Origin of the sequence: Streptomyces sp. SID3212 (assembly GCF_009865405.1) — a bacterium.
GTDB lineage: Bacteria > Actinomycetota > Actinomycetes > Streptomycetales > Streptomycetaceae > Streptomyces.
In genome coordinates this window covers 13,600-27,226 of sequence record NZ_WWJY01001134.1, presented here as the reverse complement: position 1 = coordinate 27,226, position 13,627 = coordinate 13,600, and the positions used below count along the sequence as shown (strand labels likewise).

The 13,627-nt window shown below is 68.5% G+C and carries 11 protein-coding genes; 5 read left to right on the top strand and 6 right to left on the bottom strand.

Annotated elements, in window-relative coordinates:
* Positions 1 to 220 precede the first annotated feature (220 nt).
* The 5 genes from GT042_RS33575 to GT042_RS33555 form a co-directional block, all read right to left on the bottom strand.
* Positions 221 to 1,294, bottom strand: a complete 1,074-nt coding sequence (locus GT042_RS33575) for a dipeptide ABC transporter ATP-binding protein (RefSeq protein WP_161312461.1) — start codon at positions 1,292 to 1,294, stop codon at positions 221 to 223.
* Positions 1,266 to 2,261, bottom strand: coding sequence for an ABC transporter ATP-binding protein (locus GT042_RS33570; protein WP_161312460.1), 996 nt, complete (start codon positions 2,259 to 2,261; stop codon positions 1,266 to 1,268). The genes GT042_RS33575 and GT042_RS33570 overlap by 29 nt, the downstream gene beginning before the upstream one ends.
* Positions 2,262 to 2,274: 13 nt before the next feature.
* Positions 2,275 to 3,276 carry an ABC transporter permease gene (locus tag GT042_RS33565; protein ID WP_161312459.1) on the bottom strand — a complete coding sequence of 334 codons (1,002 nt, stop codon included), beginning with the start codon at positions 3,274 to 3,276 and terminating at the stop codon, positions 2,275 to 2,277.
* The gene (locus tag GT042_RS33560; protein ID WP_161312458.1) at positions 3,269 to 4,192 is read right to left on the bottom strand and encodes an ABC transporter permease; all 924 of its coding nucleotides are present in this window, start codon (positions 4,190 to 4,192) and stop codon (positions 3,269 to 3,271) included. The genes GT042_RS33565 and GT042_RS33560 overlap by 8 nt, the downstream gene beginning before the upstream one ends.
* Positions 4,193 to 4,302: 110 nt before the next feature.
* Positions 4,303 to 5,955, bottom strand: coding sequence for an ABC transporter substrate-binding protein (locus GT042_RS33555; protein WP_161312457.1), 1,653 nt, complete (start codon positions 5,953 to 5,955; stop codon positions 4,303 to 4,305).
* Between the two features lie 362 nt (positions 5,956 to 6,317).
* Between GT042_RS33555 and GT042_RS33550 the strand changes: the two genes are divergently transcribed.
* From GT042_RS33550 to GT042_RS33530, 5 genes are all read left to right on the top strand, one after another.
* Positions 6,318 to 7,346, top strand: a complete 1,029-nt coding sequence (locus GT042_RS33550) for an ABC transporter permease (protein ID WP_161312456.1) — start codon at positions 6,318 to 6,320, stop codon at positions 7,344 to 7,346.
* Positions 7,347 to 7,423: 77 nt separating this feature from the next.
* Positions 7,424 to 9,208, top strand: coding sequence for an ABC transporter substrate-binding protein (locus GT042_RS33545; protein WP_161312455.1), 1,785 nt, complete (start codon positions 7,424 to 7,426; stop codon positions 9,206 to 9,208).
* Between the two features lie 87 nt (positions 9,209 to 9,295).
* A complete protein-coding gene (locus GT042_RS33540) occupies positions 9,296 to 10,276 on the top strand; it encodes an ABC transporter permease (protein ID WP_161312454.1) in 981 nt (326 codons plus the stop codon).
* Positions 10,277 to 10,287: 11 nt separating this feature from the next.
* Positions 10,288 to 11,349 (top strand): ABC transporter ATP-binding protein, encoded by a 1,062-nt coding sequence (locus GT042_RS33535; protein ID WP_161312453.1) that lies wholly within the window; start codon positions 10,288 to 10,290, stop codon positions 11,347 to 11,349.
* A gap of 25 nt (positions 11,350 to 11,374) precedes the next feature.
* Entirely contained in the window at positions 11,375 to 12,442 is a 1,068-nt protein-coding gene (locus GT042_RS33530; protein WP_161312452.1) for a dipeptide ABC transporter ATP-binding protein, read from the top strand.
* 184 nt (positions 12,443 to 12,626) lie between these two features.
* Here GT042_RS33530 and GT042_RS33525 read toward each other — a convergent pair whose 3' ends face one another.
* The gene (locus GT042_RS33525) at positions 12,627 to 13,556 is read right to left on the bottom strand and encodes a GNAT family N-acetyltransferase (RefSeq protein ID WP_161312451.1); all 930 of its coding nucleotides are present in this window, start codon (positions 13,554 to 13,556) and stop codon (positions 12,627 to 12,629) included.
* Positions 13,557 to 13,627: the final 71 nt, after the last annotated feature.

Below are 13,627 nucleotides of genomic sequence, written 5' to 3'. Positions count from 1 at the left end.
CCGCGAGCCCCGCCCTCCGGGCGGACGACCCCACTTCACGGACACCCCCTAGGGCGCGCACGGCACCCGGGGGGAGAACACGCGCACGGCAACCGGCCGGGACCCTGGAGTCCCGGCCGGTTTACGGCACCCGCACGGCCGTACGCTGTTCAGACTGACGCGTCCGTATATCGGTGCCGGGTCCGTCAAGTTGCCTGCGTGTTAAAGAAATTGTTGTGCTTTATTCGCTTTCGTCCCCCGAATCCGTACCCTCACCGTTTTCGTCCCGCCCGGTCGGTACGATCTGCCGCTCCTCCGCGAAGTGGCAGGCGGAGGGATGCGCGGCGGCCCCGGACGCCGTCGCGAAGACCTCCGGGACCGCCAGCACCGGCTGCTCCCGCGCGCAGATCTCCTGGGCCTTCCAGCAGCGCGTACGGAACCGGCAGCCGGACGGCGGGTTGGCCGGTGACGGCACGTCACCCACCAGGATGATCCGTTCCCGGTGCTCCCGCGCCGTCGGGTCGGGCAGCGGCACGGCGGAGAGCAGCGCCTGGGTGTACGGGTGGGTCGGGTGGTCGTAGATCTCGGCGTCGCTGCCGATCTCCGCGATCCGCCCCAGGTACATGACGCCGACCCGGTCGGAGATGTGCCGGACGATCGACAGGTCGTGCGCGATGAAGATGTACGACAGGTCGAACTCGTTCTGGAGCCGCTCCATCAGGTTGATGACCTGCGCCTGCACGGACACGTCCAGGGCGGAGACCGGCTCGTCGGCGACGATGATCTCCGGCTGGAGCGCGAGCCCCCGGGCGATGCCGATGCGCTGGCGCTGGCCGCCGGAGAACTGGTGCGGATAGCGGTTGATGTACTCGGGGTTGAGGCCGACCACGTCGAGCAGGTCCTGGACCTTGCGCCGCCGGTCGCCCTTCGGCGCGACCTCGGGGTGGATCTCGAAGGGCTCCCCGATGATGTCGCCGACCGTCATGCGCGGGTTGAGCGAGGTGTACGGGTCCTGGAACACCATCTGGATGTTCCGCCGCACCGCCTTCAGCGCCCGCCCGGACAGTTTGCTGATGTCCTCGCCCTTGTACCGGATCTCGCCGGACGTCGGGCGTTCCAGGTTCACCAGCATCTTGGCCACGGTCGACTTGCCGCAGCCCGACTCCCCCACGATGCCGAGGGTCTCGCCGGCCGCCAGGTCGAAGGAGACCCCGGAGACCGCCTGGACCGCCCCGACCTGCTTCCTGACGAGGATCCCCCGGGTCAGCGGGAAGTTCTTGACCAGGTCACGCACTTCGAGAATGGCCTCGGCCATCGAGCGTCTCCCTCCAGAAGTAGCAGGCGCTCTCGCGGCCCGCGCCGACCTCGAACAGCGGTGGCACGTCCTTGCGGCAGACGTCCTGGGCCAGGGGGCAGCGCGGGTGGAAGGCGCAGCCCGGCGGGATGTTCGTCAGGTTCGGCGGCAGCCCCTGGATCGCGTACAGCTGGGAGCCCTTCTGGTCGAGCCGGGGGATCGAGTCCAGCAGGCCGACGGTGTAGGGGTGGGCCGGCTTCTTGTAGATCTCGAAGACGGGGGCCGACTCGACGATCCGGCCCGCGTACATCACCGCGATCTTGTCGGCGACGTCGGCGACCACGCCCAGGTCGTGGGTGATCAGGATCAGGCCCATGTTCAGTTCGCGCTGGAGTTCCGCGAGCAACTCCATGACCTGGGCCTGGACGGTCACGTCCAGGGCGGTGGTCGGTTCGTCCGCGATGATGAGCGCGGGCTCCAGGGCGAGCGCCATCGCGATCATGATGCGCTGGCGCATCCCGCCGGAGAACTGGTGCGGGTAGTCGTTGACGCGCTCGTGCGCGGCGGGGATCCGCACCCGGTCCATCAGTTCGACGGACCGGGCCTTGGCCTCCTTGCGGGACGTCCCCCGGTGCACGATGAACATCTCGCCGAGCTGGGCGCCCACGGTGAGCACCGGGTTGAGCGAGGAGAGCGCGTCCTGGAAGATCATCGCCATTTTGGCGCCCCGGATCTTCCGCCGCTGGTCCTCCTTGAGCTTGAGGATGTCCTGGCCCTGGAAGATCACCTCGCCGCCGGTGATCTTCCCCGGTGGCATGTCGAGGATGCCCATGATCGCCTGGGCGGTGACGGACTTGCCGGAGCCGGACTCGCCGAGCACGGCGAGGGTCTCGCCCGCCTCGACGGAGTACGTGACGCCGTTGACGGCCTTGGCGACCCCCTCGCGGGTGTGGAACTCCACGTGCAGGTCGCGCACTTCGAGCAACATGGGACCGGGCTCCTCAGCGCAGCTTGGGATCGAGGGCGTCGCGGACGGCGTCGCCGAGCATGATGAACGCGAGCACGGTGAGCGCCAGCGCCCCGGCCGGCCAGAGCAGCGCGTGCGGGGCGTTGCGGACGTTGGGCGAGGCGTCCGAGATGTCGATCCCCCAGGAGACGGTGGGCGGTTTGAGGCCGACACCGAGGTACGAGAGGGTCGCCTCCAGCGAGATGAACGTGCCGAGCGCGATGGTCGCGACGACGATGACCGGGGCGATGGCGTTGGGCATGATGTGCCGGATCAGCATCCGGGTGTTGGAGGCGCCGAGCGCGCGTGCCGCCTGGACGTAGTCGTGCTGTTTGACGGTGATGACCGAGCCGCGGGCGATGCGGGAGATCTGCGGCCAGCCGAGCACGATCATGAAGCCGACCACGGGCCAGACCGTGGAGTTGGAGACCACGGACAGCAGCACCAGGCCGCCGAGGACGACGGGGATGCCGAAGAAGATGTCGGTGATACGGGAGAGGACCGCGTCCCAGCCGCCGCCGTAGAACCCGGCGAGTCCGCCGAGGACCGAGCCGACGAGCGCGACGCCCGCGCTGGCGCAGACGCCGACGGTGACCGAGGCCCTGGCCCCGTACACGGTACGGGTGTAGACGTCGCAGCCCTGGGCGTCGAAGCCGAACGGGTGTCCTGAGCGGGCCCCCTGCTCGGAGTCGATGAGATTGCAGGTGAGCGGGTTCTGGGTGGCGATCGAGTACGGCCAGATCGCGATGACCACCAGGAACAGGATGATCAGCCCCGAGATGATGAAGACGGGGTTGCGCCGCAGGTCGCGCCAGGCGTCGGACCACAGGCTGCGCGCCCGCCCGTCGGAACCGCCGCCCTCGGGGCCCTCCGGCTCCTTCTCCAGGGTGGCTCCCTCGCTGGTGGCGAGGTCCATCGCGCCCCCGGCTCCGGTCGCCGCGACGGCACCACCGTCGTCCGGGGCTCCGTCCTCGGGGGGAAGCTGCGGCTCAGGCATACCGGATCCTCGGGTCGAGAACGGCGTAGAGGAGGTCGACCAGCAGATTCGCCACCAGGAAGACGATGACCAGGACGGTCACGAAGCCGACGACGGTCTGGGTGTTCTGGCGCAGGATGCCCTGGTAGAGCTGGAACCCGACGCCGTGGATGTTGAAGATGCGCTCGGTGACGATCGCGCCGCCCATGAGCGCCCCGATGTCCGTACCGATGAAGGTGATCACCGGGATCAGGGAGTTGCGCAGCAGGTGCCGGATGACGACCCGGTGGCGTGGCAGGCCCTTGGCGGTGGCGGTACGGACGTAGTCGGAGCGGGCGTTCTCGGCGATCGAGGTCCGGGTGAGGCGGGTGACGTACGCCAGCGAGACGGAGGCGAGCACCAGTCCGGGGACGATGAGTTCGTCGAGCGGCGCCGAGGAGGAGACGGACGGCTCGATGATGTTCCACTTCACGCCGAGCAGCAGTTGGGCCAGCAGGCCGGTGACGAAGGTCGGGACGGCGATGACGACGAGGGTCAGCAGGAGGACGCCGGTGTCGACGAAGCTGCCCCGGCGCAGTCCCGTGATCACGCCGAAGACGATCCCGATGATCAGCTCGAAGACGATGGCCACCAGGGTGAGGCGGATGGTGACGGGGAAGGCCGAGCCCATCAGGTCGATGACCTTCTCGCCGTTGAAGGCGGTGCCGAAGTTCCCGGAGAACACGTGGCCCATGTAGGTGAGGTATTGCTGCCAGAGGGGCTTGTCGAGGCCGAAGTCCTTGCGCAGCTGGGTGATGGTCGCCGGGTCGCACTGCTTGTCACCGCACAGGCCCGCGATGGGGTCTCCCTGAATATTGACCATCAGGAAGATCAGCAGCGTGGTGCCGATGAAGACGGGGATCATCTGCAACAGACGCCGGATCACATAACGTCCCATGGACGGCTCCGGGGGTCGTGGGGTGCGGGGCGCTCAGGGCGGGGCGGGGGCCCCGGCGAACGGTGTGCGGCCCGGCACGGGGTGCGCGCCGGGCCGTACGCCGCGGTGGGTCAGCCGACCTTGATCTCGTTGTAGACGGGGACGCTGAACGGGTTCAGCGCGACGTTCGAGATCTTGTCCGAGAAGCCGGCGCTGCCGTTCTGGTACCAGAGCGGGACGGCCGCCATCTGGTCCCGTACGACCCCCTCGGCCTGCTGGAAGGTCTTGACGGCCTTCGCCTCGTCGGTCTCGGCGTTGGCCTGGTTGACCAGCTTGTCGAACTGGGGGTTGCTGAACTGGCCGTCGTTGGAGGAGGCGCCGGTGAAGTACAGCGGCTGGAGGAAGTCCTGGATCAGCGGGTAGTCCATCTGCCAGCCGGCGCGGAACGGACCGGTCATCTTGTGCTGGCCGATCTGGTTGCGGAAGTCCGCGAAGGTGCCGACGGGCCGGCCGACGCAGGCCTTGTCGTTGCCCACCACGTTGTTGATGTTGTTGCAGACGGCGTCGACCCACACCTTGTGGGAGCCGGTGTCCGCGTTGTACGTGATGGTGAGCTTGCCGCCGGGGAAGCCTCCGGCGTCCGAGATCATCTTCTTGGCGGCCGACGCGTTGAACGTGCACTTCGAGCCGCAGAGCCCGGCCTGGTAGCCGCCGGCCTTGCCGAGGACCGGGGAGGTCCAGTCGGTGGCCGGGGTACGGGTCTTCTGGAAGATGGTCTCGGTGATCTGCGGGCGGTTGATCGCCATGGAGATGCCGGTGCGGAGCTTGACACCGTTCGGGCCGCTCCAGGCCTTGTCGTAGAACGGGAAGGCGAGGGTCTGGATGATGCCGGCCGGGGTGTTGATGTACCGGCCGTCGAGGTCGGACTTCACGTTCCGCAGCTGGTTCGCCGGGACGTCGTCGACGAGGTCGAGGTTGCCCGCGACGAGGTCGGTGTAGGCGGTGTTGTTGTCGGTGTAGACCTTGAGGTCCACGCCGCCGTTCCGAGCCTTGTCCGGGCCGGGGTACTGCTTCCAGGTGCGCAGGGACATCTGGGAGCCCCGGTCGTACTTCTGGACCTTGTACGGGCCGTTGCCGACGGGCTTGGAGAGCCAGGCCGAGTGGTTCGTGAAGAACGTCTGCGGGAGCGGCGAGAAGGCGGCGTACCCGAGGGTGTCGGGGAAGGTGGAGAACTTCTGCGAGAGGCGGATCGTGAACGTCTGGCCTCCGGTGACCTTGAGGCCGGACATCGTGGTGGCGGTGGCCTTGCCCGTCTCCGGGTGGACCTTGTCGTACCCGTCGATGTACTGGAAGAACGAGGCGTTCTTCTGGTTGTTCTTCAGGGCCGCGCCGTAGTTCCAGGCGTTCACGAAGGACTTCGCGGTGACCTTCTCGCCGTTGCTGAACGTCCAGCCGTTCTTGACGGTGACGTTGAAGTTCTGCGCGTCCTTGGTGGTGATCGACTGCGCGAGCGCGTTCTCCGCCTTGGCGGTCTTCGGGTTGTAGCGCTTGAGTCCCCGGAAGATCAGGTCGAGGACCTTGCCGCCCTGCACCTCGTTGGTGTTGGCGGGTTCGAGGGGGTTCTGCGGGTCGCCCCAGGAAGCGCTCACGACCCCGCTGGATCCGCTGCTGCCACTACTGCTGCTGCCGCTGCCGCTCCCACTGCTGCCGCTGCCACAGGCCGTCGCGGCAAGAGCGACGGCCACCGTGCATGCGGCCCACTTGGCGTGCGTGGCTCCACGCATGGAACTGCCTCCTCGGAGTACGTGTCTCGCGTACGCCCAAATATCAGGGCATAAGGAACAAGACGCACACTTAACCCACCCGAATGGGCGTGACTCCATCCGGATGTACGCATTCCGGCGCCTCGGTGCCCGCATATCGGACTCATCGACCGAACTGTCCCGATACATCACCGAACGTCCCTTCGGTTCTCCCATGCGTGTACCAAGCACGTATCTGGTCGAGGTCATGCGTCGGTCATGGCCCAAAAGAGGGCGTCAAGCTCGTCCGGATTTCATTGACTCTGCATGAATTGCGTTGAAAAGGTCCGCATAGCCCGTGGGTCGACCGCGGATACCTCTGTCCCCTCCGGGCCTGGAGCATCATGACGTTTTCCACTCCCCCGGCCGCCGCCCCCTTCGAGACGGTGGCCGGCAGCGGCGCCCCGGCGGCCGGCGCGCCCGCTCCCAAGGGCGGGGCCGGGCGCTCCCCCGGGCAGCTGGCCTGGCGGCGCTTCAAGCGGGACCGCACCGGTCTCGTCTCGGCCGTCGTCGTAGTCCTGTTCTTCGTGGTGGCCGTCTGCGCGCCGCTGATAGCCAAGGTGTACGGGAAGAACCCGTACGACACCTACGGCCAGGACCGTCCGGGGCTGCTCAACGAGTTCGGCTTCCCGATCAAGCCCAACGGCGGCATCAGCGGCCAGTTCTGGTTCGGCCTGGAGCCCGGTCTCGGCCGGGACGTCTTCACGTTCCTGCTGTACGGCATCCGCAACTCGCTGCTCATCGCCACCGCGACCACCCTCCTGGTCACCGGCCTGGGCGTGGTGGTCGGCATCACCGCCGGCTACCTCGGCGGGAAGACGGACTTCTTCATCGGCCGGATCATCGACATCCTGCTGGCCTTCCCGTCGACGCTGTTCTTCATCGCCCTGTGGCCCGTGCTGATCTCGATCCTCGTCTCGCCCGAGGAGAACACCCCGGTCTGGCTGACGGTGTTCAGCCTCATCGCCGTGATGACCGCGTTCGGCTGGGCGCCCATGGCGCGACTGCTGCGCGGCGAGGTGCTGGCCCTGCGGGAGCGGGAGTTCGTGGAGGCGGCGAAGGTGACCGGCGCCTCACCCGCGCGGATCATCTTCAAGGAGCTGCTGCCCAACCTGTGGACGCCGATCCTCATCCAGGCGACCCTCGCGCTCCCCCTGTACGTCACCACCGAGGCGGGCCTCGCCTTCCTCGGCGTGGGCCTGACCTCGCCCACCCCCGACTGGGGCGTGATGATCCAGCGCGGCTCGAACATCTACCAGAACGACATCACCTTCATGCTCTTCCCGGGCGTGGCGATGGTCATCTTCGTCATCGCGTTCAACCTTCTCGGCGACTCGGTGCGCGACGCGCTCGACCCCAGGACCAGGCGCTGAACCAAGGACTCCCCTCCGGTCCGGGCGACGGCGCCCGTCGGACTCATCGTTTCTCTCTTCGACCAGGGCAGGAAGCAATGTCCCTCTCCCGCAGGAACTTCATGATCGCCACGTCGGTCGCCGTCGGCGGCTCGATGGCACTCGCCGCGTGCAGCAGCGGAAACTCCGGAGGTGGCGGCACCGGGGGCGCCAAGGCCGGCGCGAACACGTACACGGGCAAGTCGGTCACCGTCGGCACGGCGGCGGACTCGACGGGCCCCGCGCCGGAGATAGCCGGCGCCACCAAGGGCGGCACCCTGCGGCCGATCGGGATGGACGACTTCTCCCACCTCGACCCGCAGCGGATCTACTTCTCCTGGAACTCCCAGGTCGGCAACTTGTACATCCGGTGCCTCACCGGCTACAAGATCGCCCCCGACGGCACGATGAAGCTGGTGGGCGACCTCGCCACCGACGCGGGCACCATGTCCGACGCCGGCAAGACCTGGACCTTCACGCTGAAGGACGGGCTCAAGTGGGAGGACGGCAGCGAGCTGACCGTCGAGGACGTGCGCCACGGCATCGAGCGCGGCTTCGCGAGCTTCACCACCGAGGGCGCCACGTACGTCCAGAACGCGCTGACCGGCAGCACCGACTTCCGGTCCGTCTACAAGGGCCCGTACAGCGGCAAGCACCTGGACTCCGTGGTCACGGACACCGCCAAGAAGACGATCACCTTCCACCTGAAGCTGGCCCGCCCGGACCTCAACTTCACGCTGGCGATGCACTCGTACGGCGCGGTGCCGGTCAAGCTGGACACCAAGGAGAAGTACGACAAGGACCCGGTGTCGGCGGGCCCGTACAAGATCAAGCAGCACTCCGTCGACAAGTCGATGATCCTGGTGCGCAACCCCCAGTGGGACCCGGCGACGGACTCGATCCGCAACGCCTACCCGGACAGCTTCGCCTTCGAGTTCGGCCCGCAGGGACTGGCCCAGACGGACCGGCTCATCGCCGACTCCGGCGACGACCAGTACGCGCTCCAGGCGTACGGCAATGTGCCCGCCGAGCGCATCCAGCAGGTCCTCACCGACGCGACGCTCAAGAAGCGCTCCATCGACGGGCTGCTGACCGGGCTGTACTACTACGCCATCAACATGAAGCGGATCCCCGACCTGAAGGTCCGCCAGGCGCTGATCCACGCGTGGCCGCTGGAGCAGATCCGCACGATCTACGGCGGCCCCTCCGCCGGTGACTACGCGACCACGATCCTGAGCCCCGACATCCTCGGCCGGGTGAAGTACGACGCCTACGGCAAGCTCACCAAGCCGCAGGGCGACCCGGAGAAGGCCAAGGCGCTCCTCAAGGAGGCCGGCAAGACCGGCCAGAAGATCGTCTACGCGTTCCCGCAGAGCGACACGTACGACAAGACGAAGGTCGTCATCGAGAACGCGCTCAAGAAGGCCGGCTTCACCCCGGTCATCAAGCCGCTGGACTCGACGAGCTACTACGACCAGATCCAGCAGATCGACAACCAGTTCGACGTCATGTGGTTCGGCTGGGCCCCGGACTGGCCGACCGGCTACACGCTGATCCAGCCGCTCCTGGACGGCCGGACCATCGGCAACGGCGCGAACAACATCTCCCAGCTCAACGTCCCGGCGATCGACAAGGAGATCGACAAGGACGTCGTGATCCCGGACCCGGTGAAGGCCGGGGCCGCCTGGGCCGCGCTCGACAAGAAGATCATGACGGAGCAGGCGCCGCTCATCCCGGAGACGTACCAGCGCCGCTTCTACCTGTACGGCTCGAAGGTCGGCGGCTCCCTCTTCGACCCGCTGTTCTCCGCGTCCGTCCTCTACAAGCTGTACGCGAAGGCCTGACGCGATCCGGTGGGGCGCCGCACCCGCGGCGCCCCGCCGGCCGGCCCCACCCACCGCCATCGGCGCCTGCCAGGGAAACCCATCGCCATGTTCCGCTTCCTCGTCCGCCGGACATTCGGCGCACTCGTGATCCTGCTGATCATCAGCGCGATCACCTTCGTCCTCTTCTACGTCGCACCGCGCGACCCCGCACGCGTCGCCTGCGGCAAGGTCTGCACGCCCGAGACCCTGGCTCTGGTGCGCCGCAACCTGGGGATCGCCGATCCGCTGCCCGTGCAGTACTGGCACTGGCTGCAAGCCGTCTTCGTCGGGCGCGACTACCCGTCGTTCGGGCACTGCCCCGCGCCCTGCCTCGGGTACTCCTTCCACAACCGGGAGCCGGTCCTCGGCACGATCCTCGACCGCTTCCCGACGACGCTCTCGCTCTCCATCGGCAGCGCCGTGGTGTTCGTGATCGTCGGGGTCGGTACGGGCATGCTCGCCGCGGTGAAGCAGGGCAAGGCGCTGGACAAGGTGGCCTCCTCCGCCTCGCTGATCGGCTCCTCGCTCCAGATCTACATCGTCGGCGTCCTGGCGGTGTACTACCTGACCGACCAGTGGCACCTCCTGAGCCGCCCCCAGTACGTCCCCCTCACCGAGGACCCCTGGGGCTGGTTCCAGGGGCTGCTGCTGCCCTGGTTCGTGCTGGCGCTGATCTTCACCGCCAACTACACCCGCATGGCCCGCTCCCAGCTGGTCGAATCGCTCAGCGAGGACTACGTGCGCACGGCGCGCGCCAAGGGCCTCTCCCGCCGGACCGTCTTCTTCCGGTTCGCCTGGCGGGGGGCCATGGGACCGATCGTCACGATCTTCGGCCTCGACCTCGGCTACCTGCTCGGCGGCGCGATCATCACCGAGCAGACCTTCAGCCTGCACGGCATCGGCGCCCTCTCCATCAAGGCGGTCCAGGACAACGACCTGCCCCTCCTGCTCGGCGTCGTCCTGGTCGCCGCCACCGCCATCGTCGTCTTCAACATCATCGTCGACGCGGTGTACGCCCTCATCGACCCGCGCGTGCGCCTCGCCTAGGAGAGATCCCCATGACCACCCCCTCCCTCTCCGGCCCCACCCTCTCCGGCACCGGCCCCTTCCTCGCCGTACGGGACCTGCGCGTCCACTTCTCCACCGAGGACGGCACCGTAAAGGCCGTCGACGGCCTCTCCTTCGAGGTCGAGAAGGGCAGGACCCTCGGCATCGTCGGCGAGTCCGGCTCCGGCAAGTCCGTCACCAACCTGTCGATCCTCGGACTGCACGACCGGCGGCACACCACGATGGAGGGCGAGATCCTCCTGGAGGGGAAGGACCTGCTCACCGCGTCGGAGCGGGAGCTGGAGCGGCTGCGCGGCAACAAGATGTCCATGATCTTCCAGGACGCCCTGGCCTCCCTGTCGCCGTACCACACGATCGGCCGGCAGATCTCGGAGACGTACCGCAAGCACACCGGCGCCTCCAAGAAGGAAGCCCGCGCGCGGGCGGTCGAGATGCTGCGGCGGGTCGGCATCCCGCAGCCGGACGTACGGGTGGACGACTACCCGCACCAGTTCTCCGGCGGCATGCGGCAGCGCGCGATGATCGCCATGGCGCTGGTCTGCGACCCCGAGCTGCTGATCGCGGACGAGCCGACGACCGCGCTCGACGTGACCGTACAGGCCCAGATCATGGACCTGCTCAAGGATCTCCAGCAGGAGACCGGCACGGCGATCGTCTTCATCACCCACGACCTCGGCGTCATCGCCGACATCGCGGACGAGGTGCTGGTGATGTACGCGGGCCGCTGCGTGGAGCGCGGCACGAAGAAGGACGTGCTGAACGCCCCCCAACACCCGTACACCTGGGGGCTGCTGGGCTCCATGCCCAGCCTCGACGGACCGGTGGACGTGCCGCTCTCGCCGATCCCCGGCACTCCGCCAAGCCTGCTCAACCCGCCGTCCGGCTGCCGCTTCCACCCCCGGTGCGCCTTCGCCGAGCAGGTCGGCGGCGGGCGGTGCGCGACCGAACAGCCGCCGCTCGACCTGGTGGACGGGCGCGGGGCCGCCTGCCATCTGACCCCCGCCCAACGGGTCGAGTTCTCCGCCGACTTCGCCGGTTCCCGGCTCCACTGACGTACGACAGAAGGGACTTCACACCATGAACAGCACCGAACCCCTCCTGGACGTCGCCGGGCTCACCAAGCACTTCCCGATCAAGGGAGGTTTCCCGATCCGGCGGACGGTCGGCGCCGTCCAGGCGGTCGACGGGCTCGACTTCACCGTCGCCGGGGGCGAGAGCCTCGGCCTGGTCGGCGAGTCGGGGTGCGGCAAGTCGACCACCGGCCGGCTGATCACCCGGCTGCTGGAGCCGACCGCCGGCCGGATCACCTACCGGGGCCAGGACATCACCCACGCCTCGCGCCGGGAGATGGCCCCGCTGCGCTCCGAGATCCAGATGATCTTCCAGGACCCGTACGCCTCGCTGAACCCCCGGCAGACCGTCGGCAAGATCATCTCCGGCCCGATGGAGATCAACGACGTCAATCCGCGCGGCGGCCGGGAGCGCCGGGTGCGGGAGCTGCTGGAGACGGTCGGGCTCAACCCCGAGCACTACAACCGCTTCCCGCACGAGTTCTCGGGCGGCCAGCGCCAGCGGATCGGCGTCGCCAGGGCCCTGGCCCTGGAGCCCAAGCTGATCGTGGCCGACGAGCCGGTCTCCGCGCTGGACGTCTCCATCCAGGCGCAGGTGGTCAACCTGCTCCAGCAGCTCCAGCGCGACCTGGGCATCGCCTTCCTCTTCATCGCGCACGACCTGGCGATCGTGCGGCACTTCTCGCAGCGGGTCGCGGTCATGTACCTGGGCCGGATCGTGGAGGTCGCCGACCGCGACGACCTGTACGGCAACCCCCGCCACCCGTACACCCGGGCGCTGCTCTCCGCCGTGCCCGAGGCGACCGCCGAGAACGTGCCGCGCCGCGAGCGGATCCTGCTCACCGGGGACGTGCCCTCACCGGTCCACCCGCCGTCCGGCTGCCGCTTCCGCACCCGCTGCTGGAAGGCCACCGAGCGGTGCGCGACCGAAACTCCTCCGCTGGTACGCGTGGAAGGCAGCCGCTCCGGCCACCTGACCGCGTGCCACTACCCGGAGGACCCACAGACGGTGCCGGCGGCTCGGGGCGTTGCCGCCGGCACCCCTCTCCCCCCAGACCCCCCGGCTCGGTTCTGAACACCCCTTTCTCGAACCGCGCCGCCAGAACCGGTCCCGGCCCATTGACCCGAGCCCCATGAGACCGGTTCCCGGGGAAAAAGAGAGGCCCGCGACCCGCCCTTCCCGGGCGGTGCGCGGGCCTTTTTCCAGTCCTGTGTCCTGTCCTCGTGTCCCGTCCTCGTGTCCCGTCCCGCGCCCCGTCTCACACCGGCAGGACGACCTCCCAGGTGTTCACGGCGAAGTGCGTCCGCATCCCGTTCTTCTCGTACAGGCGCAGCGCCCCGGTCTCGTTCGCGGTGTCCACGCCGAGGCCGACGCTCCCCCTGCCGCGCGCCGCGAACGCGGCGAAGCCGTCCCGCAGCAGGAATCCGCCGATGCCGCGGCCCCTGGCCTCCTCGGTGACCCCGAGGTTCTGGATCCACCCCATCGCCTTCCGGTCGTTCCTGGCGACCATCACACCCGCGTCGCCCCGGCCCTCGACGGTGGCGATCCGGACCAGGGACCAGTCGAGCCGCCCGGCGTCCAGGTCGTGCGACCACTCCTCGTACGTACGCGGCCGGTGGTCGAAGTGCGCCGCGAAGGTCAGCTCGCACAGCTCGTGCGCCCGCCGGTGGTCGGTCTCGGCCGTGCACTCCCGCAGGGTCACCCCGGGCGGCGGCGAGGGCGCGGGCGCGGACCGCGGCGACACGTCGCGGACCATCACCTGGTAGCGGCGCACCGGCCGCCAGCCGCGCTTCTCGATGAGCGACGTGTCCAGCGTGGGCTCGGTGTTGAGGTGCAGGTGGACGACGGCCCGCGCGGCGCCGTTGGCCCGTACCCGCTCGACCGTCCGCGCCTCCATCAGGTCCAGCAGCCGCACCGCCACGTCCTGCCGGTCCGGCAGCACGTAGTGGTCCATGTCGATCCGCTCGCCGCCGGAGTCCCCCCACACCAGGCCGTATCCGACGAGGACACCGTCGGCGTACGCCAGCCACGAATCCTTCGCGAGATCGATCTCGGGGTGTTCGAGGTCGGCCTCCATGGTGCGCAGATCGGTCTCGGGGCGCCCGATCTCGATGAGGTCGACAGCGTTGACGAGATCGGTGATCGCGACGGCGTCGCCTCGGGTCGCCGGGCGCAGGGAGAGAACCATGCGTCCAATCTCGGGGCCGTACACCGTGCGCGCAACGGAATTTCGCGGCCGGGACGACGCCGGGCCCGTAT